At 76.1% G+C, this 20146-nt stretch carries 14 protein-coding genes and 1 pseudogene; 5 read left to right on the top strand and 10 right to left on the bottom strand.

Annotated elements, in window-relative coordinates:
• Positions 1–5: 5 nt before the first annotated feature.
• From TK50_RS35005 to TK50_RS19820, 3 genes and pseudogenes are all read right to left on the bottom strand, one after another.
• Positions 6–3428 (bottom strand): ATP-dependent helicase, encoded by a 3423-nt coding sequence (locus TK50_RS35005; protein WP_082106480.1) that lies wholly within the window; start codon positions 3426–3428, stop codon positions 6–8.
• A gap of 689 nt (positions 3429–4117) precedes the next feature.
• The gene (locus tag TK50_RS19825; protein ID WP_043965807.1) at positions 4118–4663 is read right to left on the bottom strand and encodes an LOG family protein; all 546 of its coding nucleotides are present in this window, start codon (positions 4661–4663) and stop codon (positions 4118–4120) included.
• A 148-nt stretch (positions 4664–4811) separates the two neighbouring features.
• A pseudogene (locus tag TK50_RS19820) lies at positions 4812–5657 on the bottom strand (LOG family protein); the annotation flags it as partial.
• A 162-nt stretch (positions 5658–5819) separates the two neighbouring features.
• On the opposite strand from TK50_RS19820, the gene TK50_RS34460 reads away from it, so the two are divergent.
• A complete protein-coding gene (locus TK50_RS34460; protein WP_176734749.1) occupies positions 5820–5987 on the top strand; it encodes a hypothetical protein in 168 nt (55 codons plus the stop codon).
• An 88-nt stretch (positions 5988–6075) separates the two neighbouring features.
• On the opposite strand, the gene dapE is transcribed toward TK50_RS34460, so the two are convergent.
• Positions 6076–7149, bottom strand: coding sequence for a succinyl-diaminopimelate desuccinylase (dapE, locus tag TK50_RS19815; RefSeq protein WP_043965806.1), 1074 nt, complete (start codon positions 7147–7149; stop codon positions 6076–6078).
• A gap of 24 nt (positions 7150–7173) precedes the next feature.
• Between dapE and dapD the strand changes: the two genes are divergently transcribed.
• Positions 7174–8133, top strand: coding sequence for a 2,3,4,5-tetrahydropyridine-2,6-dicarboxylate N-succinyltransferase (dapD, locus tag TK50_RS19810; protein WP_043965805.1), 960 nt, complete (start codon positions 7174–7176; stop codon positions 8131–8133).
• Between the two features lie 98 nt (positions 8134–8231).
• On the opposite strand, the gene TK50_RS19805 is transcribed toward dapD, so the two are convergent.
• Positions 8232–11633, bottom strand: a complete 3402-nt coding sequence (locus TK50_RS19805) for a S8 family serine peptidase (protein WP_082106454.1) — start codon at positions 11631–11633, stop codon at positions 8232–8234.
• 124 nt (positions 11634–11757) lie between these two features.
• Between TK50_RS19805 and TK50_RS19800 the strand changes: the two genes are divergently transcribed.
• Positions 11758–12315, top strand: coding sequence for a sugar O-acetyltransferase (locus TK50_RS19800; protein WP_043965803.1), 558 nt, complete (start codon positions 11758–11760; stop codon positions 12313–12315).
• Between the two features lie 117 nt (positions 12316–12432).
• Positions 12433–15063: a hypothetical protein gene (locus tag TK50_RS19795; protein WP_043965802.1), complete on the top strand. Its 2631-nt coding sequence runs from the start codon at positions 12433–12435 to the stop codon at positions 15061–15063.
• A 92-nt stretch (positions 15064–15155) separates the two neighbouring features.
• Here the strand turns inward: TK50_RS19795 and TK50_RS19790 are convergent, their stop codons facing one another.
• The 5 genes from TK50_RS19790 to fdxA are packed head-to-tail and all read right to left on the bottom strand — an operon-like array spanning position 15156 to position 18994.
• Entirely contained in the window at positions 15156–15803 is a 648-nt protein-coding gene (locus tag TK50_RS19790; RefSeq protein WP_043965801.1) for a nucleoside/nucleotide kinase family protein, read from the bottom strand.
• Positions 15803–16453: an SIMPL domain-containing protein gene (locus TK50_RS19785; protein ID WP_043965800.1), complete on the bottom strand. Its 651-nt coding sequence runs from the start codon at positions 16451–16453 to the stop codon at positions 15803–15805. Before TK50_RS19785 ends, TK50_RS19790 begins: the two co-directional genes overlap by 1 nt.
• Positions 16454–16511: 58 nt before the next feature.
• Complete coding sequence (locus TK50_RS19780; protein ID WP_043965799.1) at positions 16512–17546, bottom strand: prephenate dehydrogenase; 1035 nt, start codon at positions 17544–17546, stop codon at positions 16512–16514.
• Between the two features lie 9 nt (positions 17547–17555).
• Positions 17556–18671 carry a succinyldiaminopimelate transaminase gene (gene dapC / locus TK50_RS19775; protein ID WP_043966552.1) on the bottom strand — a complete coding sequence of 372 codons (1116 nt, stop codon included), beginning with the start codon at positions 18669–18671 and terminating at the stop codon, positions 17556–17558.
• Positions 18668–18994: a ferredoxin gene (gene fdxA / locus TK50_RS19770; protein ID WP_007072862.1), complete on the bottom strand. Its 327-nt coding sequence runs from the start codon at positions 18992–18994 to the stop codon at positions 18668–18670. The genes dapC and fdxA overlap by 4 nt, the downstream gene beginning before the upstream one ends.
• 78 nt (positions 18995–19072) lie before the next feature.
• Here fdxA and TK50_RS19765 point away from each other — a divergent pair, with 78 nt between their 5' ends.
• Positions 19073–20125: a GNAT family N-acetyltransferase gene (locus TK50_RS19765; protein ID WP_043965797.1), complete on the top strand. Its 1053-nt coding sequence runs from the start codon at positions 19073–19075 to the stop codon at positions 20123–20125.
• The last annotated feature ends 21 nt before the right edge of the window (positions 20126–20146 follow it).

Below are 20146 nucleotides of genomic sequence, written 5' to 3'. Positions count from 1 at the left end.
CAAGCTCACTCTGGCTGCTCCCGGCGGGGGGTCGGCGGCTCGACCACCTGGCGCCCCTGCCCGGACACCGGGCAACTCGTGCGCACCGGGCAGACCCGGCACTTGGAGTTGGCGACCGCGGCGAAGGTGGCGGCGGCCATCGTATCGGCGGTGCGCCGGACCAGCGCCGTCGCCCAGCCGGCCGCCGGCCCCTGCCCCGCCGCCGGCTGGCTCTGCTCCCGGGCGTCGCGCGCCCCCGTGCCGAGCTGCACCAGGGCCGCCCCGCCGGACTCGTCGCCGTACTCGGCGAACGCCCCCGCCTCGACCGCCGCCTGGTACGCCCCGAGCTGCGGGTGCTCGCCGATCTCCCGCTCGGTGACCACGGTGGACTTGCCGGTCTTCAGGTCGACCACCACCAGCCGGCCGTCGGCGTCGACCTCCAGCCGGTCGACCCGGCCGGTCAGCTCGACGGGCCGCTGCGGGTCGTCCAGGCGCACGGCGAACTCGTGCTCGATGGCCAGCAGCCGGCGCGGGTTGCCCGCCAGCCAGCGCAGCAGCTTGTCCACCATCGCCTCGGCGCGTTCCCGCTCGGGGCCCACCATCCACCGGGCGGCCAGCTCGATCGCGTCGAACCGGGCCGCCACGTACTCCAGCAGCGCGGACCGGTCGGCGCTGGCATCCTCGGCGAGCATCGCGGCGGCGTGCACAAGGTTGCCCACCCCCTGCGCGGCGCTGGCCGGGCCGCTGCCGCCGTGCCGCTCCAGCAGCCAGCGCAGGCTGCACCGCAGGGCGCTCTCCATGCCCGACGGGGTCACCCGCACCGGCTCCCCCTCGTCGACCAGCGGCCGGTCGTCGGAGAGGCCGCGCAGCCCCCACCAGTCGTCGGGGTGCGCGCCGGGCACCCCGGCGGCGGCGAGGCGGGCCAGCTCGGCCGCCGCCGCGCTGCGCCGGTGGTAGGGCGCGGCCGGGTCGGCCACGGCGGTACGCAGCTCCGCCACCAGCGCCGGCAGGGTCAGCGCCCGGGGCGGCCCGGCCACCGGCAGGCTCCCCCGGCCGGGCTCCGCACCACCGTCGGCCGGCTCGCCGGCCCCCGCCTCGCCGCCCGCATGGCCGTCGCTCGCCACGGGGCCGGTGTCGCCACCGCCGTCCGGGCCGCCGTCGGGGGTCTGGCCGGCGGAGTCGCCGCCCGGCGTTGGGGTCGGATCCAGCTCGTACAGGAATCGGCTGGGCTGCTCCTCGTGGTCGTCGCCGCCCACCGCGGCCGAGGCGACCGCGCTGACCAGCAGCCGGCGGCGGGCCCGGGTCACGGCCACGTGGAAGAGCCGGCGCTCCTCGTCGAGCAGGGCGGAGGTCTGCCCGACGAGGACCGCCCGCCCGCCGTCACCCGGGCCCCGACCACCGTGGCCGCCGTCGCCCGGACCCTGCCCACCGCGGCCGCCGGCGCCGGCGGCCCGCCCGGTCTGGCCGATGTCATGCCCGCCGACGTCGTGCCCGCCGACGTCGCGGCCGGCGAGCACGTCCACCAGCCGCTCGGAGCCGAGCAGGCTGCCGCGCAGCCGCAGGTCCGGCCAGACACCCTCCTGCGCCCCGGCGACGGCGACCAGGTCCCACTCCAGCCCCTTCGCCGCGTGCGCGGTGAGCAGCCGGACGGCCTCCCCCCGATCCGCCGTCGGTGCCAGGGTGTCGGCCGGCAGGTCCTGGCCGAGCACGTGGTCGAGGAAGACCTCGGTGCGCGCGCCGGGCAGCCGGTCGGCGAACCGGGCCGCCGCGTCGAAGAGCACCAGCACGGCGTCGAGATCCCGGTCGGCGGCCTCGGCCCGCCACCGCCGCGCGGTCTCGTGCTCCCCGGTCGCCGCCCGGCCGAGCGCGATCGCGCCCGCCCAGCGCTCCGCCAGCCCGCTGGCGTCCCACACCGCCCAGAGCACGTCCTCGGCGGTGGCGCCCGGCCGCTGGGCCGCCTCCCGGGCGATGGCCAGCAGCCCGGCCACCGCCTGCGCCGGCTCCGCCCAGTGCCGGTCGATCCCGGACAGCTCCTCCGGGTCGCGCAGCGCGTCGACGATCAGCTCGCCGGAGGGGCGGCGGTCGCCGACCGCCAGGGCGAGCGCCCGCAGCCCCTGGCGCAGCCGCCGCTCGGCCAGCGGGTCGGCCCCGCCCAGCGGCGAGTGCAGCAGCGCCACCGCCGCCTCCTCGTCCAGCCGGGCCGGCTCCAGGGCGCAGCGCAGCAGGAGCAGCAGCGGGGCGACCGCCGGCTGGAGGTGCAGCGGCAGGTCCTCGCCGTGCACCACGGTCGGCACCCCGGCCGTGTGCAGGGCCCGACGCAGCGCCGGCAACTGCCGGGCCGTCGAGCGCACCAGCACCGCCATCCGCGACCACGGCACCCCGTCGAGCAGGTGCGCGGCGCGCAGCGCCTGGGCCAGCCAGGCGGCCTCGCTGGTGGCCGAGCGGAAGGTGCGCACCTCCACCGTGCCGGGTGGGGCGTCGGGCAGCGGGCGCAGCCGCCGGTGGGCCGCCGGGCCACGCAGCCGGCCGGCGAGCCGCCGGGTCGCGGCGATCAGCCCCGGCCCCGCCCGGTACGACGTGGTCAGCACGACCTGGGCGGCCGGCGCCCCGGAGGCGGTGCGGAAGCGGTGCGGGAAGGCGGCCACCCCGGCCGGATCGGTGCCCCGGAACGCGTACGTGGCCGAGTCGGGGTCGGCGAACGCGACCAGGGACTTGCCGCCGCCGGCCAGCACGGCGAGCAGGTCGAGCTGGGCGGGGTCGGTGTCGGCCAGCTCGTCGACGTAGACGTGGGCGAGGCGGCGGCGCTCGGCGTCCAGCAGCCCCGGGTCGTCGAGCAGCAGGCCGGTGGCGGCCCGGACCAGCTCCGCCGGGTCGTACGCGACCGAGCCACGGTTGCTGACGTCGCGCAGCGCGAGCACGGCGACGTACTCCCGCAGGAAACGCGCGGCGGCCGGCCAGTCGGCGCGGCCCAGCCGCTCGCCCAGCCGGGCCAGCTCCGCCGGGCCCACCCCGCGCTCCGCCGCCCGCATCAGCAGGTCGCGGAGCTGGGCCGCGAACGCCCGGGTACGCAGGGCCGGCCGCAGGTCCTCCGGCCAGCCGACCGGGTCGTCGTCGGGCTCCTCGCCGACCACGTCCAGCAGCTCCCGGATGATCAGATCCTGCTCGGGGCCGGTGAGCAGGCGCGGCGACGGCTCGCCCCGTTCGGCGGCGGCCCGGCGCAGCAGCCCGTAGGCGTACGCCGGGAAGGTGCGCACCAGCGGCTCGCGCAGCACCCGCTGCCCGTCGCCGGCCACCCGGGCCTCGATCCGGCGGCGCAGGTCGGTGGCCTGCCGCCGGCCGAAGGTGAGCACCAGGACCCGCTCCGGGTCGACCCCCTCGGCCACCCGGGCGGCGACCGCCTCCACCAGCACGCTGCTCTTGCCGGTGCCCGGCCCGCCGACGACCAGCATCGGCCCGTCGGTGTGCGCCACGACCTCGGCCTGCACCGGGTCGTCCCGCCACCCGTCGCCCCACGCCGGCCCCGCCGCGCCACCCCGCTCGCCGTCGCCCGGCCGTGCGCCATCGTCTTGCCGCGTGCCATCGTCTTGCCGCACGTCGACGTCCTGCCGCAGGTCAACGCGCTGCCGAACGTCGTCGCCCGGCCGCACGCCAACGCCCTGCCGCGCGCCGTTGTCGAACCCGCCGTGACCGGTCTGCCCGCCGTGGTCGGCCTGCCCGCCATCGCCGCCCGGCCCGCCGGCCCGACGCTCCCGCCCGGCCGCCCCTTCGGGCCGACCGCCCCCCAACGCCGCCCCGTCGGACCGGCGGTCCCCCCGGGCCGCCTCGACAGGCCGGCGCACCAGCCGGTACGCCTGCATCCCCCCATCCCACCACGCCCCACCGACACTCACCCCACCCCGCCCACCCCGTGCTTCCCCGCCCTCTTGCCCCACCCCACCCCACCCCCTCCCCCCCTCCCGCCGCAGCCTCGCCCTGCCTCGCCCTGCCTCGCCCTGCCTCGCCTCGGTGATCAAGAGGTTTGCGTCAAAGTTGATCACCAAGTTGACGCAAACCTCTTGATCACCGAGGCGGGAGAGGGCGGGGCGGGGGCGGGAGGAGGCGGGGCGGGGCGGGGCGGGGCAGGGGGCAAGGGGGTGGGTCAGGGGAGGTGGGATTCCAGGGTGGTCAGGGCGTTGGGGATGGTGTCGGCCACCAGGAGGAGGTCCTGGCCCGCCGGCTTGAGGAAGTGGCGGTCCGTGAGGGTGGTGAGCCAGTCGAGCAGGGGGCGGTAGAAGCCGTCCGCGTCGACCAGCACCATCGGCTTGGTGTGCAGGGCGAGGGTGGCGGTCGTCCACACCTCGAACAGCTCGTCCAGGGTGCCCAGCCCGCCGGGCAGGGTGAGGAAGGCGTCCGACTTCTCGATCATCAGCGTCTTGCGGTCGGCCATGCTGGCGGTGACCAGCAGCTCGTCCGAGGCGAGGTCGGCGACCTCCAGGTCGACCAGGGACTGCGGGATCACCCCGACCGTGCGGCCGCCGGCCGACCGGGCCCCGTCCACCACCGCCCCCATCATCCCGACGCAGCCGCCGCCGCTGACCAGCGTGTGCCCGCGCCGGGCGATCTCCCGGCCGGTCTCGGCGGCGAGGTCCAGCCAGCGCTGGTCGAGGGTGCGGGAGGACGCGCAGAACACGCAGATCGCGGCCACCGGCTCAGCCCTCCCGGGCCTGGTCGGCAGCGGCCCTGTCGGCAGCGGCACCCTCCGCAGCAGGACCCTCGGCGGCGGCCCGCTGGTCGGCGGCGGCCCGCTCGACGGCAGCCTGCTCGACGGCGGCCCGGTCGGCGTCGGCCCGGTCGGCGGCCCGCTGGCCGTTCCCGGTACGCGCGACCGCCTCCTCGCGGATCGCCTCCTGCTCGGCGGAGAGGGCCGCCTCGGCGGCCACGATGTGCCGCACGGCGGCGTCTACGTCGTCGGTGAGGCAGATCAGCTCCAGGTCGACCGGCCCGATCTTGCCGTCGGCGGCCATCGTGTCGCGCAGCCAGTCGAGCAGGCCCCGCCAGTAGTCCGTGCCCATCAGCACCACCGGGAACCGGGTGACCTTGCCGGTCTGCACCAGCGTCAACGCCTCGAACAGCTCGTCCATGGTGCCGAACCCGCCGGGCAGCACCACGAACGCCTGGGCGTACTTGACGAACATGGTCTTGCGGGCGAAGAAGTAGCGGAAGTCGATGGCCAGGTCGACCCAGTCGTTGAGGCCCTGCTCGAAGGGCAGCTCGATGCCGAGCCCGACGGAGAGCCCGCCGGCCTCGCTGGCGCCCCGGTTGGCCGCCTCCATCACGCCCGGCCCGCCGCCGGTGATCACGGCGTACCCCGCACGGGCCAGGGCGGCGCCCAGCTCCTCGGCCAGCCGGCACTCGGGGCTGTCCGGCTTGCTGCGGGCGGAGCCGAAGACGCTGACCGCGGGCGGCAGGTCGGCCAGGGTGTCGAAGCCCTCCACGAACTCGGACAGGATGCGCAGCGCCCGCCAGGCGTCCTTCGTCTTCCAGTCGCCACGGCCGCGCGAGTCCAGCAGCCGCTGGTCGGCGGTGCTGGTCGGGATCGCGCCGCGACGCAGCGTGACCGCGCCCCGGTGCCGCTCCCGCCCCGGCTCGCGGGCCGGACCGCGCCCGCCGCTGTCGCTCCTGGCAGCCCTGTCACTCATGGAAGCAACCGTAGTGGAGGGGCGGTAGCGGGGTGCGACGCCCGCACCAGGGGCGGGTCGGAGAAATTTTCCGCGACCAGGGCAACTAATTCGCTCGCCCGTACGTCTTACCATTCATATACCGGGTATGCCCCGGCACGCGCCTTCGGGGGAGGAGCCAGCGTGATCAGCAACAGCGAGATGATCCGGATCCGTCGGCAGATGCAGCGGCGGATCCGGGACGTGGTGGCCGAGCGCCGCCGCGCCCGGCAGATGGAAGCCCCCGTCGCCGACCTCACCGGCGACCCGACCGACACCCGCCCCGAGTCGTCCCTGACCCCGACCGCCTGACCGACCGACGCACGTCGCCGGGGCGGCCCGCCCACCGCAGCGCGGTACAGCGGGCCGCCCCGGCGCGTCCGCGCCGGCTCCGGGGCGCTCAGGCCGGGGCGAGCCAGCGGTGCAGGGTCGCCGCGCCGTCGCGGATCTTGCCGATCTCGACGTGCTCGTCGGGGTGGTGGGCCAGGTTGGGGTCGCCCGGGCCGAAGTTGAGCGCGGGGATGCCCATCGCGGCGAAGCGGGCCACGTCCGTCCAGCCGAGCTTGCCGATCGGCGCGGCGCCGACGGCGGCCAGGAACTCCTTCGCCGGGGCCGCCTCCAGTCCGGGCGCCGCCCCGGCGGCCACGTCGGTCACCCGCAGCTCGAAGCCGTCGAAGACCTCGCGCAGGTGCGCCTCGGCCTCGGCCGGCGTCCGGTCGGGCGCGAACCGGTAGTTGACCTCGATCTCGCACCGGTCGGGCACCACGTTGCCGGCGACCCCGCCGCTGATCCGCACCGCGTTCATGCCCTCGCGGTAGTCGCAGCCGTCGATGGTGACGCGCCGCGCCTCGTACGCCGACAGGCGGCGCAGCACCTCGCCCGCGCCGTGGATGGCGTTCACCCCGTGCCAGGAGCGCGCCGAGTGGGCCCGTACGCCGGTGGTGGTCACCACCGACCGCATGGTCCCCTGGCAGCCGGCCTCGACGATGCCGTACGTCGGCTCCAGCAACACGGCGAAGTCCGCCTGGAGCCACTCCGGGTGCGCCTCGGCGACGAGGAAGAGCCCGTTGTACTTGGACTCGATCTCCTCGGCCTCGTAGAAGAAGTACGTCACGTCGTAGCGCGGCTCGGGCAGGGTGACCGCCAGGTGCAGCGCGTACGCGACGCCGGACTTCATGTCGGAGGTGCCGCAGCCGTACATGAGGTCGCCGCGCATGGTCGACGGGAAGTTGTTGTTCAGCGGCACGGTGTCCAGGTGCCCGGCGAGCACGACCCGGGAGGCCCGCCCCAGGTCGGTGCGCGCCATCACGGTGTTGCCGTGCCGGAACGTGGTCAGGTGCGGCACCCCGCGCAGCACCTCCTCGACGCAGTCGGCGATGGCCTTCTCGTGGAGGGAGACGGACTCTATGTCGACCAGTGCACGGGTCAACGCCACCGGATCGGCGAGGACCTCGGGGGTCAGCGGGTTCTCCATGGTTCGCACGGTACCGTCACAGGCGTGACGACTGCACAGCCTGCGTGGGGCATCGGCCTGGCCACGATCACCGCTGACGAGCAGGTGCTCGACACCTGGTATCCGACGGGCAAGCTGGGGCTCGGCGAGCTGCCGCTGGTCCCGGGCGAGGACGAGGCGGACGTGCTGGACCTGCCGCCGGGGGCGGTCGGCGAGCGGGCGCTGCCGGGGCTGCGTACGGTCCAGGTGGTCACCGTGATCGGCTCGCTGGACGACCCGATCTCCGACGCCGCCGACGCGTACCTCAGGTTGCACCTGCTGTCCCACCGCCTGGTGCGGCCCAACGAGCTGAACCTCGACGGCATCTTCGGCAAGCTGGCGAACGTGGCCTGGACGTCGGCCGGGCCGTGCCCGCCGGAGCGGGTGGACGAGCTGCGGGTGATCGAGCGGGCCGCCGGCCGCCACCTGGCCGTCCACGGGGTGGACAAGTTCCCCCGGATGACCGACTACGTGGTGCCCTCCGGGGTGCGGATCGCCGACGCGGACCGGGTGCGGCTCGGCGCGCACCTGGCCGCCGGCACCACGGTCATGCACGAGGGCTTCGTCAACTTCAACGCCGGCACGCTGGGCACCTCGATGGTCGAGGGGCGGATCGTGCAGGGCGTGGTGGTCGGCGACGGCTCCGACATCGGCGGCGGCGCGTCGATCATGGGCACCCTCTCCGGCGGCGGCACCGACCGGGTGCGCATCGGCGAGCGGAGCCTGGTCGGCGCGAACGCGGGCGTCGGCATCTCGCTCGGCGACGACTGCGTGGTCGAGGCGGGCTGCTACATCACGGCGGCCTCGAAGATCACGCTGCCGGACGGCCGGGTGGTCAAGGCCCGCGAGCTGTCCGGCGTCGACGGGCTGCTGTTCTGGCGCAACTCGGTCACCGGCGCGCTGGAGGCCCGCCCGCGCACGGGCCGGGGCATCGAGCTGAACGCCGCCCTGCACGCCAACGACTGACGCCCCGCGCGGCCGACGCCGGCCTGCGCGGCGACGGGCGATGGTAGGGCCGCACGTCCGGGCCCGGCGGGATGGGACCGCCGGGCCCGGACGCAGGCTCACTTCAGCCGGTACGCCTGGATGATCCGCGTGGTCACCGTGTTGCCGGCGGTGTCCTTCGCGGTGGCGCGCAGCGACGCGTAGCCGGTGCCCGCCGGGTGGTGCAGCGTCGCCACCCAGCCGGCGCCCTGGCGGCGCAGTTCCGCCTTGCGCCAGGTCTTGCCGCCGTCGTAGGAGGCGTCGACGGTCAGCGAGGCCACCTTCGCCGTCGGCGCGCCCTCCTGCGGTTCGACCCGCACCGGCACGGTGAAGGTGCGGCCCGCCGGGGCGCTGTTGTCGGGGCGCAGCGCCGGGGCGAAGCGCACCGCCGCCGCCGGCTGCGGCACGAAGTCGTCACCGGCGGCGTGCTTCGAGCGGAACGTCCACGCGGCGGTCACCTCGGTGCTCAGGTCGGCGATGTCGCGCGTGGCCAGGGTCTCCACCCGGTAGTTCGCCGCGCCCGGGGGCACCTCGAACTCGCCGTAGCCGGGATATCCGCTCTCGCCGACCAGCTTCCCGTTGCGGTAGAGCCGGGTCCACTGGGTCTCGTTGAGGGACCCGCCGACGTGCCCGGCCGCGTCGCTGTGCACGGCCAGGTCGACCACGATGAGGTCGCCCTGGCGGGTGATTCCCTCGGTCCCCCAGCGCCGCGCCGGGAACGACGGCGCGAACGGGGCCGCGCCCCACGTCTCGTGCCCGGTGCTGCCGGCCCGGTACCTGGTCGACGGCGACATCAGCAGCGCCTTCACGTCCAGCCAGCCGTCCTCGGTCGGGGCGCCGAAGTCCAGCTCGGTGCTCCAGCTCACGGCGTTGGTGCTGTAGTGCTCGACCCGCTTGCCGGGCACCGCCGTGGGCACGACCAGCGCCGACCCGCCGGTGTTGTACTCCGGCTCGCCGTAGACGATCCGTTCCGCCTCCATCCCCGGGTACGCGTCCCGGAAGGTGTGCACGACGGTGGCGAGGTCCTTGGCGCGGTAGTGCTTGACGAAGCCGGTCGGCAGCCGACCCGGGAACGCCTCCAGCAGCGCGTAGAGGTACGGGCTGCTCTCGGCGTCCGCGTCGACCCACTGGCTGCCGATGGTGGCGACGAAGCGGTCCGGCGTGCTCGCCGGGCCGAGCTGCGCGCTGGTCAGCCCGGCGAAGCCGGAGCTCCACAGGCTGAACGAGTAGATGCTGTCGTCGGCCCCGTAGAAGATCGCGCTCACGTCGACCAGTTCCGCCGTCGCGCCGCGCTGCGGCACCGTGGCCAGCACCGGCTTGCCGGCGCGGGCGTCGAGGGTGAGCTTGACCGGCCCGTCGACGACCAGCTCGGGCCGGGCGAGCAGGGTGGCCCCGGTGGGTTCGCCCGTCTCGTCGGTGGCGAACAGGTAGCTGGCCAGCCCGTAGCGGCCCTTCGGCACACGCACGGTCGCCGTCCCGGTGCCGCCGTAGATGTCGATGGGGAAGGTGAAGCCGTCCAGGTTCATCAGGCTGGTGCCGTAGTCGGTGGTGGGCTTGCCGTCGACCCCGAGGTGGCTGATGGTGACGTCGTAGCTCTCCACCTCGCGGTGCACGGCGATCGGGGTGACCGCCACGGTGTCGCCGGAGCGGGCGACGACCCGGCCGGTGTGGTAGCCGTCCGGGGCGTCGACCCGGGTGTCGGCGCTGACCTGCACCCCGGCCGTGCCGCCGGCCGGCACGGTGACGCGGGGCGCGCCGAGGCGGAACAGACCGGCGGGGGCCGGCTTGCCGTCCGGCCCGGTGGCCTCGATCGTGAGGTCGAGGGTGACCGGGGCGGTCCCGGAGTTGTGCCAGGTGACCGTGCGGTCGAGCACCGGGTCGTCGTCGTGCGGCCACAGTGCCCGGCCGAACGACACGCTCGCCGGGTCGCTGGTGACCTGCTGCCCGATGGCCCGGGCCACGTCGACCCGGCCCGCGCCCTGCTGGTAGGCGGTCTGCTCGGGGTGCGGCTTCGCGGCGGCCATCAGGGTGGCCTTCAGCGCGCCGGCCTTCCAGTCGGGGTGCCGCTGGGCGAGCAGCGCCACCGAGCCGGCGACGTGCGGGGTGGCCATGGACGTGCCGGAGGCCGCCACGTACTGGTCGCCGACCGGCTCGCCGAGGGTGGTGCCGGCGGCGCGGGCCGCGACGATGTCCACGCCGGGGGCGGTGATGTCGGGCTTGAGGGCGTCGTCGCCGGTGCGGGGGCCACGGCTGGAGAAGTCGGCCAGTTCGTCGTCCCGGTCGACCGCGCCGACGGCGAGGGCGGCGTCCGCGCTGGCCGGGGAGCCGACGGAGGCGTCCGTGCCGTAGTTGCCGGCGGCGAGGACGAACAGGGTGCCGGTCTGCGCGGTGAGGGTCTGCACCGCCTCTTCCAGCGGGTCGACCTCCGGGGTGTCCCAGCCGCTGAGGCTCATGTTGACCACGGTGGCCCGCTTGTCGACGGCGGCCCACTGCATGCCGGCGAGGATCGCCGAGTCGGAGCAGCCGTTGTCCTCGCACACCTTGCCGGAGACCAGCGTGGCGTCCGGCGCGACGCCCCGGTACTTCCCGCCGGAGGCCGCGCCGCTGCCGGCGATCGTGGAGGCGACGTGGGTGCCGTGGCCGATCGTGTCGCCCGGCTCGGGCACCTCGCTGAAGTTGCGCGACTCGGCGAGCCGGCCGGCGAGGTCGGGATGCTCGGCGTCGACGCCGGTGTCCAGCACCGCGACGGTGACGCCCCTGCCGGTGAGGCCGGCCGCCCACGCGGTGGGGGCGCCGATCTGCGGCACGCTGTGGTCGAGGGTGACCCGGCGCCTGCCGTCCAGCCAGAGCCGGTCGACACCCCCCGCCGTGTCGACACGGGCCGCCGCCCGGCCGGTGGTCACCGCGCCCCAGACCACGCCGGCCCGGGCCTTCTCGGCCGTCACGGCCGCGCCCCGGATGGCCGGCAGGTCGCGGGTCACCCGGGTGCCGGCGATGCCGGCGACGGCCCGGCGGGCGTCACCCGGCCGGTACGACACCAGCAGCGGCAGGCTGTCGCGGCGGGCGTCGTCGTAGCCGGCGGCGATCAGCTCGGTCACGTCGAACAGCCGGGGGTCCACCCGGCCGGAGCGCAGCAGGGGCAGGGCGTCCTGCGGCTGCACGGTGACGTGGCCCCGGTCGCGCCGGACCAGGAAGCGCAGCTTGTCGCGCCCCGCGCCGGGGCGGATGCTCACCGTGCCGGAGCCGGTGACGGTCACCCGGTCGCCGGTGACCAGGGTGACGGTGGCCGGTCGGCCGGCGACGGGCCCCGCCGGACCGGTGCCGCCGGTCGCGGCGGCGGGCGTCGCCGGTGACCCGGCTGCGGGGGCCGTGGCCGGGGCGGCGGCGGCCGGGGTGGGCAGGGGCGCGGCGAGCACCAGGCCCAGGGCCAGCGCCAGGCTGGTTGGCTTTCTTCCCTTTCGATGCAACTCGATCCTCCTCATGAGGCGTCATCAATGACGGGGTCGCATTGACAGGAGAAGAATTGCATACTCGGTATGCACAGGTGAAGACATAAACGTGACGAACTTCGCACAGAGTCGAGATCCGACGGGGCATCATCGTCCGATGACCTCCATGAAGGACCGCATGCTGGCCGGCGAGCTCTACCGCGCCGAGGGGCCCGAGCTCCTGGCCGACCTGGACCTCGCCGCGCGCCGCAACGAGGCGTTCAACCGCACCTCCGCCACCGACCCCGAGGCCCGACTGGCCGCGCTGCGCGAACTGCTCGGCTCGGTCGGCGAGGGCACCTCGGTCCGCCCGCCGTTCCACTGCGACTACGGCTGGAACATCCACCTCGGGCCGCGCGGGTTCGTCAACTTCAACGGCGTCTTCCTCGACGTCGCCCCGATCACCATCGGCGCGGACGTCCAGATCGGACCGAACGTGCAGCTCCTGACACCCACCCACCCCGTCGACCCGGAGCCCCGGCGGCAGAAGTGGGAGGCGGCACAGCCGATCACCCTCGGCGACAACGTCTGGCTCGGCGGCGGGGTGATCGTGCTCGCCGGGGTCACCATCGGCGACAACACGGTGGTCGGCGCCGGGGCCGTGGTGAACCGCGGCCTGCCGGCGAACGTCGTCGCCGTGGGCAACCCCGCCCGGGTGGTACGCACCATCGGCTGAGCGACCGAAGATCCGGTCAACACGGCGCTTACCTGCGAAAACATCTCGCCCCAGGGGTGGCAGAAGCGAGCCCGGAAGGTGCACTCTGGGTAGTGGAGCCATCACTAGGAGGTACCGATGGCCGGTCGGGTGCTCGAACTACGCGTACACGGGGTGTCCAACACTCCCCCGGACCAGGTGCTCGGCCTGGACCCACAACCCGGCGACGACGGCCCCCGCCCCTGGCTCGTCGCCGGCGACGAGGTCACCGGCTTCTACCGCTCCACCGACGTCGGGCCGGACGACTCGGTGGTCGTCGAGGCGTACAGCTGGGGGCAGTTGACCTCCGGCGCGCGGACCGCGCGGGACGTCGAGCGGGCCCTCTGGACGCTGCTGCTGCCCTTCACCCTGGCCAACGTGGCGCTGCACGCCCGGCCCGGCATCCCGCCCGACCCCGACGAGGAACGCTGGGGCAGCCGGTCCGGGATCACCGCCTGGCTGGTCCGGCTGTTCTGCCTCAGCCTCACCGGGACGCTGGTCCTCGCCGCCACCGGCATCGGAGTGGACCTCGTCGCCTGGCAGTGCGTCGACGAGGAGTGCCTGCGCCGCGTCCCGGGCGTGTGGGAGTTCCTCGCCCACGGCTGGTGGCGGCAGGGCGCGCACTCCCTCGTCGTCGGCCTCGTGATCCCCCTCGGCCTGCTGGCGCTGCTCGGCCTGCTCGCCTGGCGCACCTACCAGTACGAGGCGGAGATGCCGGCCGCGCCGGCCGCCCGCCCGGCCGCCGAACCCTCCCACGACTCGACCCCGCCCCGCGACCCCGCCGGCGGGCCGCCTCCCGGCGACGGCCCGCCGCCGGAGCAGGCCGCCAGCGCCAACCCGTTGCAGGACCCCACCTTCTGGTGCGGGGAGGGGCAGCTGCGCCGCGCCGGGGTGCTGCACCTCTGCGTCGGCGCGGTGGTCGCGGTGGCCGTGCCGCTCGGCGCGGTGCTCGCCATGGACCCGCCGCTGGGCGTACGGGCCGCCGTCGCCTGGCCCACCGTGGCGCTGCTCGGCGCGGTGGTGCTGATCGCCGTGGTGGCCCTCGGCCGCCCCTGGCTGAGCCGTCGCGCCGGGGACACCCCCCTCGGCCCGTGGAGCGTGGCGGTCATCGTGCTGACCTGCGCCGGGGTGGCCGGCACGGTGCTGCTCCTGCTGCTGCCGGACGGTCCGGCCGGCACCCCGCTGGCGCAACTGCGCCCACCCGCCGGGTGCATCCGCGACCCGACACAGGCCGGCTGCCTCGTCGACCGCTCGCTGCCCGGCTACGACTGGGTCATCGCCTGGTACGGCACCGGGCAGGTGCTCCTGCTCGCCGCCATCGGCGCGGTGGCCCGGTCCGGCCGGCGGGCGCTCGCCGCGCCGGTCGCCGCCGCGCTGCTCCTGCCGCTCGGCGTCGCCTGGATCGCCGGCTGGCTGCCCGCCACCCCGCCGGCCCCGCAACGGCTGGACGACTGGATGCTCACCGTCCCCGCGATCGCGCTGGCCGGCGGCGGCCTGCTGCTGCCCCGCACCGGCCCCGCCGCGCCGCCCCGACCCGGGCAGCCGCACGCCGACCTCGGCTGGGGCGGGCGCGGGCCGGCGGTGATCGCCGGGTTCGGCTGGCTGCTCGGCATCGCGTACTGCTCCGGGGTGCTCTACTGGGTCACCGACCGGCTCACCGACGGCAACCCGGCGGGCGGCCGGACCGGGGTCGTCCCGCCGCTGCCGGTGATGTGGGCCGGCCTCGCCTTCGCCGTCGCCGTGCTCGCCCTGGCCGGCGTCGCGCTCCGCGCCGGCCTGCTGTTCCACCGGCTCCGCCGGCAGGAGTACGCCGCGCTGGTGCCCACCGACAACACCCTCTCCGCGCACGACCGGCGGCGCTGCCGCGACGTGAGCGCGTACCGGGCGCTGCACCGGCTGGTGGGCGAGCACGCCCTGCGCCTCATCGGCTGGTACGCGGCGGTCGGCGCCGCCCTGGCCACCCTCGGCTCCGCCGCCGCCCTCTCCCACGTCCCGCCGGACGTGACCGCCGTGACCGGCTGGCCGACGGTGGTCAAGGCCGTGGCCGACGCCGGCGACACCCTGCTCGGCTGGCTGCCGGTGGCCATCGCCGCCGTGGGGCTCATGGTCTACCGCAACGACACCGTGCGCCGCTCGGTCGGCGTGCTCTGGGACATCGGCACCTTCTGGCCCCGGGCCGCGCACCCCCTCGCCCCGCCCAGCTACGCCGAACGGGCCGTGCCGGAACTCCAGACCCGCACCGCCGGCCTGCTCGCGCTCGGCGAGCACGATCCCCGCCGGGTCGACGGGATCATCCTCTCCGGGCACAGCCAGGGCGCGGTGATCTGCGCGGCGGTGCTCCTCCAGCTCCCCGCCCGGTGGCGACGGCGGATCTGGTTCTTCTCCTACGGCTGCCAGCTCACCCGGCTGTACGGGCGGATCTTTCCCGCGTACTTCGGGCCGGACCGGCTGCCGGCGCTGGCCGACGCGCTGCGCGGGCCGTCCGGGCGGCCCGGCTGGACCAACTTCTGGCGGGACACCGACCCGCTGGGCTGGCCGGTGACGGCCGGCGAACGGAACCTGCCCGTCCACGACCCGGACGCGCTGCACCCCACCGGCGGGGAGGTCGCCGACCCGCCGATCCGCAACCACAGCGCCTACCCGGACGCCGCCGAGTTCCGCCGCGAGCGGGCCCGGGTGACCTGGCTGCTGCGGCGCGGCGTCCCGGCGCCCCGGCAGGGCGTCGGCTGACGTGCCCGGGCAGGTTCCGTTCGCCGGGGACGCCGGCTGGCTCGGCGTCGGCCGGACCGCCCGCCGGGGTGCGGCCGGTGCCGCCGCCCCGGTCAGGCCGGCGGCGGGTCGGCCAGCCGGACCACCAGGTCGGCCCGGCCGGCGGTGCCGGCCACCAGGGCCGCGTTGGCCTCGTCGCTGCCCAGCGCCCAGGCCCGCGCCTGCTCCGGCGACCGCCCGTACGCCTCGTGCCGGGCGGTCAGCCGGCGGTGCCGCACCTCGGCGTCCAGGTCCAGGAACCACGCCTCGTGCAGCAGCGACCGCACCTCGTCCCACGGGTAGTCCGGCAGCAGCAGGTAGTTGCCCTCGGTCACCACCAGCCGGACCTCCGGCGGCACCTCGATCGCCCCGGCGACCGGCTCCTCCAGGTCCCGGCGGAACTCCGGCGCCCACACCGAGGTCGGCTCCAGCCGGTGCAGCCGGCGCAGCAGCGACACGTACCCGACCACGTCGAACGTGTCCACCGCGCCCTTGCGCGCGTCCCGGCCGAGCCGGCGCAGCTCCGCCTGGGCCAGGTGGAACCCGTCCATCGGCACCAGCCGGGCCACCCCGCCCAGCTCGGCGACGACCCGCTCGGCCAGCGTCGACTTGCCCGCCCCGGGCGCGCCCGCGATGCCCAGCAGCTGGCGGGGGCCGGCGTCGGCCAGGACGCGGGCCCGCGCCACCAGCTCCTCGACGGCCAGCACGTCGGCGGTCGGCATCAGCCCAGCACCGGCTCGGAGATCGTGAACCGGGCCTCCACCGCCGCGTGCACGGACTGCGGCTGCGGGTCCAGGTCCAGCTCCGGCGGGCCGCCGGACTCCCCGCCGCCGCCACCGGCGAACGCGGCGCGGGCGAACATCGGCTGCGGGGCCGGCCCGGTGTCGGCCAGCTCCAGCAGGGCGGTCACCCGGGCGCCGAGCGCCTCCGCGTACTCCCGGGCGCGGGCCAGCGCGTCGGCGATCGCGGCGTGCCGGGCGTCGCGGTGGGCGGGGCTGTCCGGCCGCAGCGACCACCACGGGCCGGCGATCTCGACCTGGTCCTGGTCGGCCAGCCGCAGCATCAGCTCGCCCAGCGCGGTGAAGTCGGTGACGGTGACGGTGGTGCCGACGCTGCCGTGCCAGGCCACCACCCGCTCGCCGGAGCGGCGCGTCTGCGGCCACACACGCAGGTCGCCGGTCTCCCGGCGGTCCACGGCCGGCTCGGCGGCGTCGAGCAGCACCCGCACGGCGGCGGCCCGCTCGGCGAGCCGGCTCAGCACGGCCTCCCGGCTGCGGTCCCGGGCCGTCGCGGTCACCGTGAACCGCGCCAGCTCGGGCGGAACCTCCCGGTACGCCTCGCCGCGCACCGCCACGACCGGTCCGTCCACCATGCTCTCACCCTAGAGGAAGGGCACCTTGTTGACGCATTCTGTAGAGCAGGGGCCCCTTCTAACACCCGCGGGGCAGGTGGGCGGCGTAGGTGACCGTGGCGTCCGTGACCTCGCAGCCGGTCAGGTAGCCGCCGGCCGCACCGAGCGACAGCAGGTAGGCCAGCTCCCCGTCGGCCGCCGCGTCGTCGGGCTCCGCGCCGGGCGGGAGGGCGCGCGGGAAGGTGCGGGGGGCGGCGGCGGGCAGCTCCCGGTCGAGCAGCGCCAGCCGGAGCCCGCGCGCCCGCTGCTGGAGGTCGGCCAGGGCCGCCGCGTCGCCGCCGCGCAGCGCGGCAGCGTACCGGTCGAGGAGACCGCGCACCCGGTCGAGCTGGGCGAGCAGCTGGTCGCGGTTGTTCAGCAGCATGTCCACCGTGCGGGCGGCCGGCGTGCCGACGACGCGCGTGCCGTCGCGGAAGCTGCCGGCGGCCAGCCCCAGCGCGGCGTCGCGCAGGTCGGCCTCCGCCACCGTCGCGGCCAGGGTGCCGGCCAGCAGGTGCGGCAGGTGCGAGGCGAGGGCCGCCGCCGCGTCGTGGGCGTCCGGATCCAGCGGTACGATCCGCGCGCCGAACACGTCCACGAGCAGGACGGCCAGCGTCCGGAACCGGTCGAGGCCCGCCGCCGTGGGGCAGAGCACCCAGGCCGCCCCGTCGAAGAGGGCGGGGCTGGCGGCGGTCAGCCCGGCGCGCTCCGTCCCCGCCATCGGGTGACCCGGCACGAACCGGCCGGTCAGCCCGTGCCCCGCTGCGTACGCGGCGATGCCGCCCTTGGTGCTGCCGACGTCGGTGAGCACGCAGTCGGGGCCGGTCAGCCCGCCGACGGTGCGCAGGGTCTCCGGCAGGCTGGACAGCGGGCCGCAGAGGAACACCACGTCCCGGTCGCGGACGGCGTCGGCGAGCGCGTCGGGGAAGTCGATCCCCCGCGCGCGGCCCTCCGCCCGGGTGGCGGCGTCCGGGTCCCAGCCAGCGACGTCGACGCCCCGCTCCCGCAGCCGGAGCAGGATCGAGCCGCCGATGAGCCCGGTGCCCACCACCGCGGCCCGGAGACTGTCCACCATCACGCGCCGTCAGGGCTGGGCGAGGCGGGCGGCGACCGCCGCGACGTGCTCGTCGGACTCGGTCAGCGCCGCCCGGACGTGCTGCGCGCCGCCCGGGCCGTAGAAGACGCCGGCCGCGACCAGGATGCCTCGGCGGGCCAGCCAGTCGACGGTCGCCCAGCAGTCCTCGCCCCGGGTCAGCCACAGGTAGAGCCCGGCCTCGGAGTGCTCGACGGTGAACCCGGCCCCGGTGAACGCGGCCAGCAGCCGCTCCCGCCGGGCCCGGTAGCGCTCCCGCTGGGCGTCGGCGTGCTCCTGGTCGCCCAGCGCGGCGATCATCGCCGCCTGCACCGGGGCCGGCACGATCATGCCGGCGTGCTTGCGCACCTTCAGCAGCTCCGCCACCAGAGCGGGATCCCCGGCGACGAAGCCCGCGCGGTAGCCGGCCAGGTTGGAGCGCTTGGACAGCGAGTGCACCGCCAGCAGCCCGTCGTACGACCCGCCGCTGACCTCGGGCGCGAGCACCGAGACCGGCTCGGCGGCGGCCGACCAGCCCAGCGGCAGGTAGCACTCGTCGCTGGCCACGACGGCCCCCCGCTCCCGCGCCCAGTCGACCACCTTGCGCAGGTGGTTGGCGGGCAGCACCCGGCCGGTCGGGTTGCCGGGCGAGTTGACCCAGACCAGGCGGACCCGGGGGTCGGGGCCGAGCGCGGTCAGCGAGTCGGTGCGCACGGTGGTGGCCCCGGCGATCCGCGCCCCGTCCTCGTACGTCGGGTAGCAGATCGACGGCACCACGACGACGTCACCGGGCCCGAGGCCGAGCAGGGTGGGCAGCCACGCCACCAGCTCCTTGGAGCCGATGGTGGGCAGCACGCCGAGGCCGTCGACGCGCGCGTCGCAGGACCGGGCCACCCACGTCGCGACGGCGTCCCGCAGGGCGGGGGTGCCGGCGGTCAGCGGGTATCCGGGTGCGTCGGACGCGTCGGCCAGGGCCTGCCGGATCACCGGGGGCACCGGGTCGACCGGAGTGCCCATCGACAGGTTGATCAGGCCGTCCGGGTGCGCCGCGGCCAGGGCGGCCGCGGCGTCCAGGGTGTCCCAGGTGAACTCGGGCAGCCGCGACGAGACCGGCGCGGGCCGGTTCAGTGGCCCTCTCCGCGCGGCGGCTGGCCCGCGACGAACGTCGCGTCCTTCTCCACCTTGCCGATCTTCGAGGCGCCGCCGGGCGAGCCCAGGTCCTCGAAGAACTCGTAGTTCGCCCCGGTGTAGTCCTTCCACTGCTCCGGGACGTCGTCCTCGTAGAAGATCGCCTCGACCGGGCAGACCGGCTCACAGGCACCGCAGTCGACGCACTCGTCGGGGTGGATGTAGAGCATCCGGTTGCCCTCGTAGATGCAGTCGACCGGGCATTCCTCGATGCATGCCTTGTCGAGCACATCCACGCAGGGCTCGGCGATGATGTAGGTCACCGGTCTTCTCCTCCGCAAGACACGCCGCGATCACCGCGACGGTTAGAGCCTAGTATCTCGCCGGGGAGGGGGTCGATCGTGCTCCGACAGCAGGATGTGGGACACCGGATCGTGGTCCGCCGAATTGTGGGGGTTCGCGAGGGTCGGCCGCTTTTCTCCGATGCCCTCGGCGAGCTGGTCGAGCTGACCGAGACCCACGTCACCCTGGCCACCGACCAGGGTCGGCTGCGGGTGCCGGTGGCCGAGGTGCACCGGGCCAAGCGGGTGCCGCCGGCGCGCCGGCCGACCGCCGCCGCCGTCGTGGCGCTGGAGCTGGCCTCCGACGAGGCGTGGCCGGCGCCCACCCGGGGCCGGCTCGGCGACTGGCTGCTGCGCAGCGCGGAGGGCTGGACCGGCCGGGCGAACTCGGCGCTGCCGGTCGGCGACCCGGACCGGCCGCTGCCGGCCGCGCTGGACGCCGTCGAGCGCTGGTATGCCGACCTCGGGCAGCCCGCCCTGGTCAACACGCCGCTGCCGCTCGCCGCCCCGGTCGGCGCCGAGCTGGACGCGCGGGGCTGGACCTCCCGGCCGCTGACGCTGGTGCAGACCGCGCCCCTCGCCCCGCTGCGCGCCGGCCCACCACCCGGCCGCCCCGACACGCCGCCGGGCCAGGTCGACGCGCCGCCGGGCCGGCACGGCGAGGTCGAGCCGGGGGCCGGCGCCCCGCCCGCCGCACCGGGCCGCGCCGGCCTGCCGCCGGTGGAGCTGGCCGCCGCGCCGTCCGACGACTGGCTCGCCGTCGCCGCCGGGCGCAAGGGCGGCCTCCCGGACGCCGCCCGCCACGTGCTCACCGCCGTGGGCCAGGTCCGCTTCGCCCACGTGTACGCCGACGGCGTGCTGCTCGCCATCGCCCGGGGCACGGTCACCGGCGACGGGCGCTGGCTCGGGCTGAGCCTGATCGAGGCGCTGCCGCACGCCCGCCGCCAGGGCCTGGCCACCCACGTCGTCCGCGCCCTGGCCGACTGGGGCGCCGCCCTGGGCGCCTCCGGCGCGTTCCTCCAGGTGGAGCAGCGCAACACCCCGGCGGTGACCCTCTACCGGCGCCTGGGCTTCACCACGCACCACACCTATCTCACCCGCGTCGCGCCCTGATTCCTGGCGGCGACGGGAAAC

The sequence above is a fragment of the Micromonospora haikouensis genome, from assembly GCF_000876225.1.
Classification (GTDB): Bacteria; Actinomycetota; Actinomycetes; order Mycobacteriales; family Micromonosporaceae; genus Micromonospora; species Micromonospora haikouensis.
The sequence above is the reverse complement of the archived record's forward strand: the minus strand, read 5'-3'. Positions and strand labels throughout refer to the sequence as shown.

Excerpts from the sequence above, each read along its gene's own strand:
- TK50_RS35005 (WP_082106480.1), bottom strand. The coding sequence starts at position 3,428 with ATGCTGGTCGTCGGCGGGCCGGGCACCGGCAAGAGCAGCGTGCTGGTG.
- dapE (WP_043965806.1), bottom strand. The coding sequence starts at position 7,149 with ATGGAGAACCCGCTGACCCCCGAGGTCCTCGCCGATCCGGTGGCGTTG.
- TK50_RS19805 (WP_082106454.1), bottom strand. The coding sequence starts at position 11,633 with ATGAGGAGGATCGAGTTGCATCGAAAGGGAAGAAAGCCAACCAGCCTG.
- TK50_RS19800 (WP_043965803.1), top strand. The coding sequence starts at position 11,758 with ATGACCTCCATGAAGGACCGCATGCTGGCCGGCGAGCTCTACCGCGCC.
- TK50_RS19795 (WP_043965802.1), top strand. The coding sequence starts at position 12,433 with ATGGCCGGTCGGGTGCTCGAACTACGCGTACACGGGGTGTCCAACACT.
- TK50_RS19790 (WP_043965801.1), bottom strand. The coding sequence starts at position 15,803 with ATGCCGACCGCCGACGTGCTGGCCGTCGAGGAGCTGGTGGCGCGGGCC.
- TK50_RS19785 (WP_043965800.1), bottom strand. The coding sequence starts at position 16,453 with ATGGTGGACGGACCGGTCGTGGCGGTGCGCGGCGAGGCGTACCGGGAG.
- TK50_RS19780 (WP_043965799.1), bottom strand. The coding sequence starts at position 17,546 with ATGGTGGACAGTCTCCGGGCCGCGGTGGTGGGCACCGGGCTCATCGGC.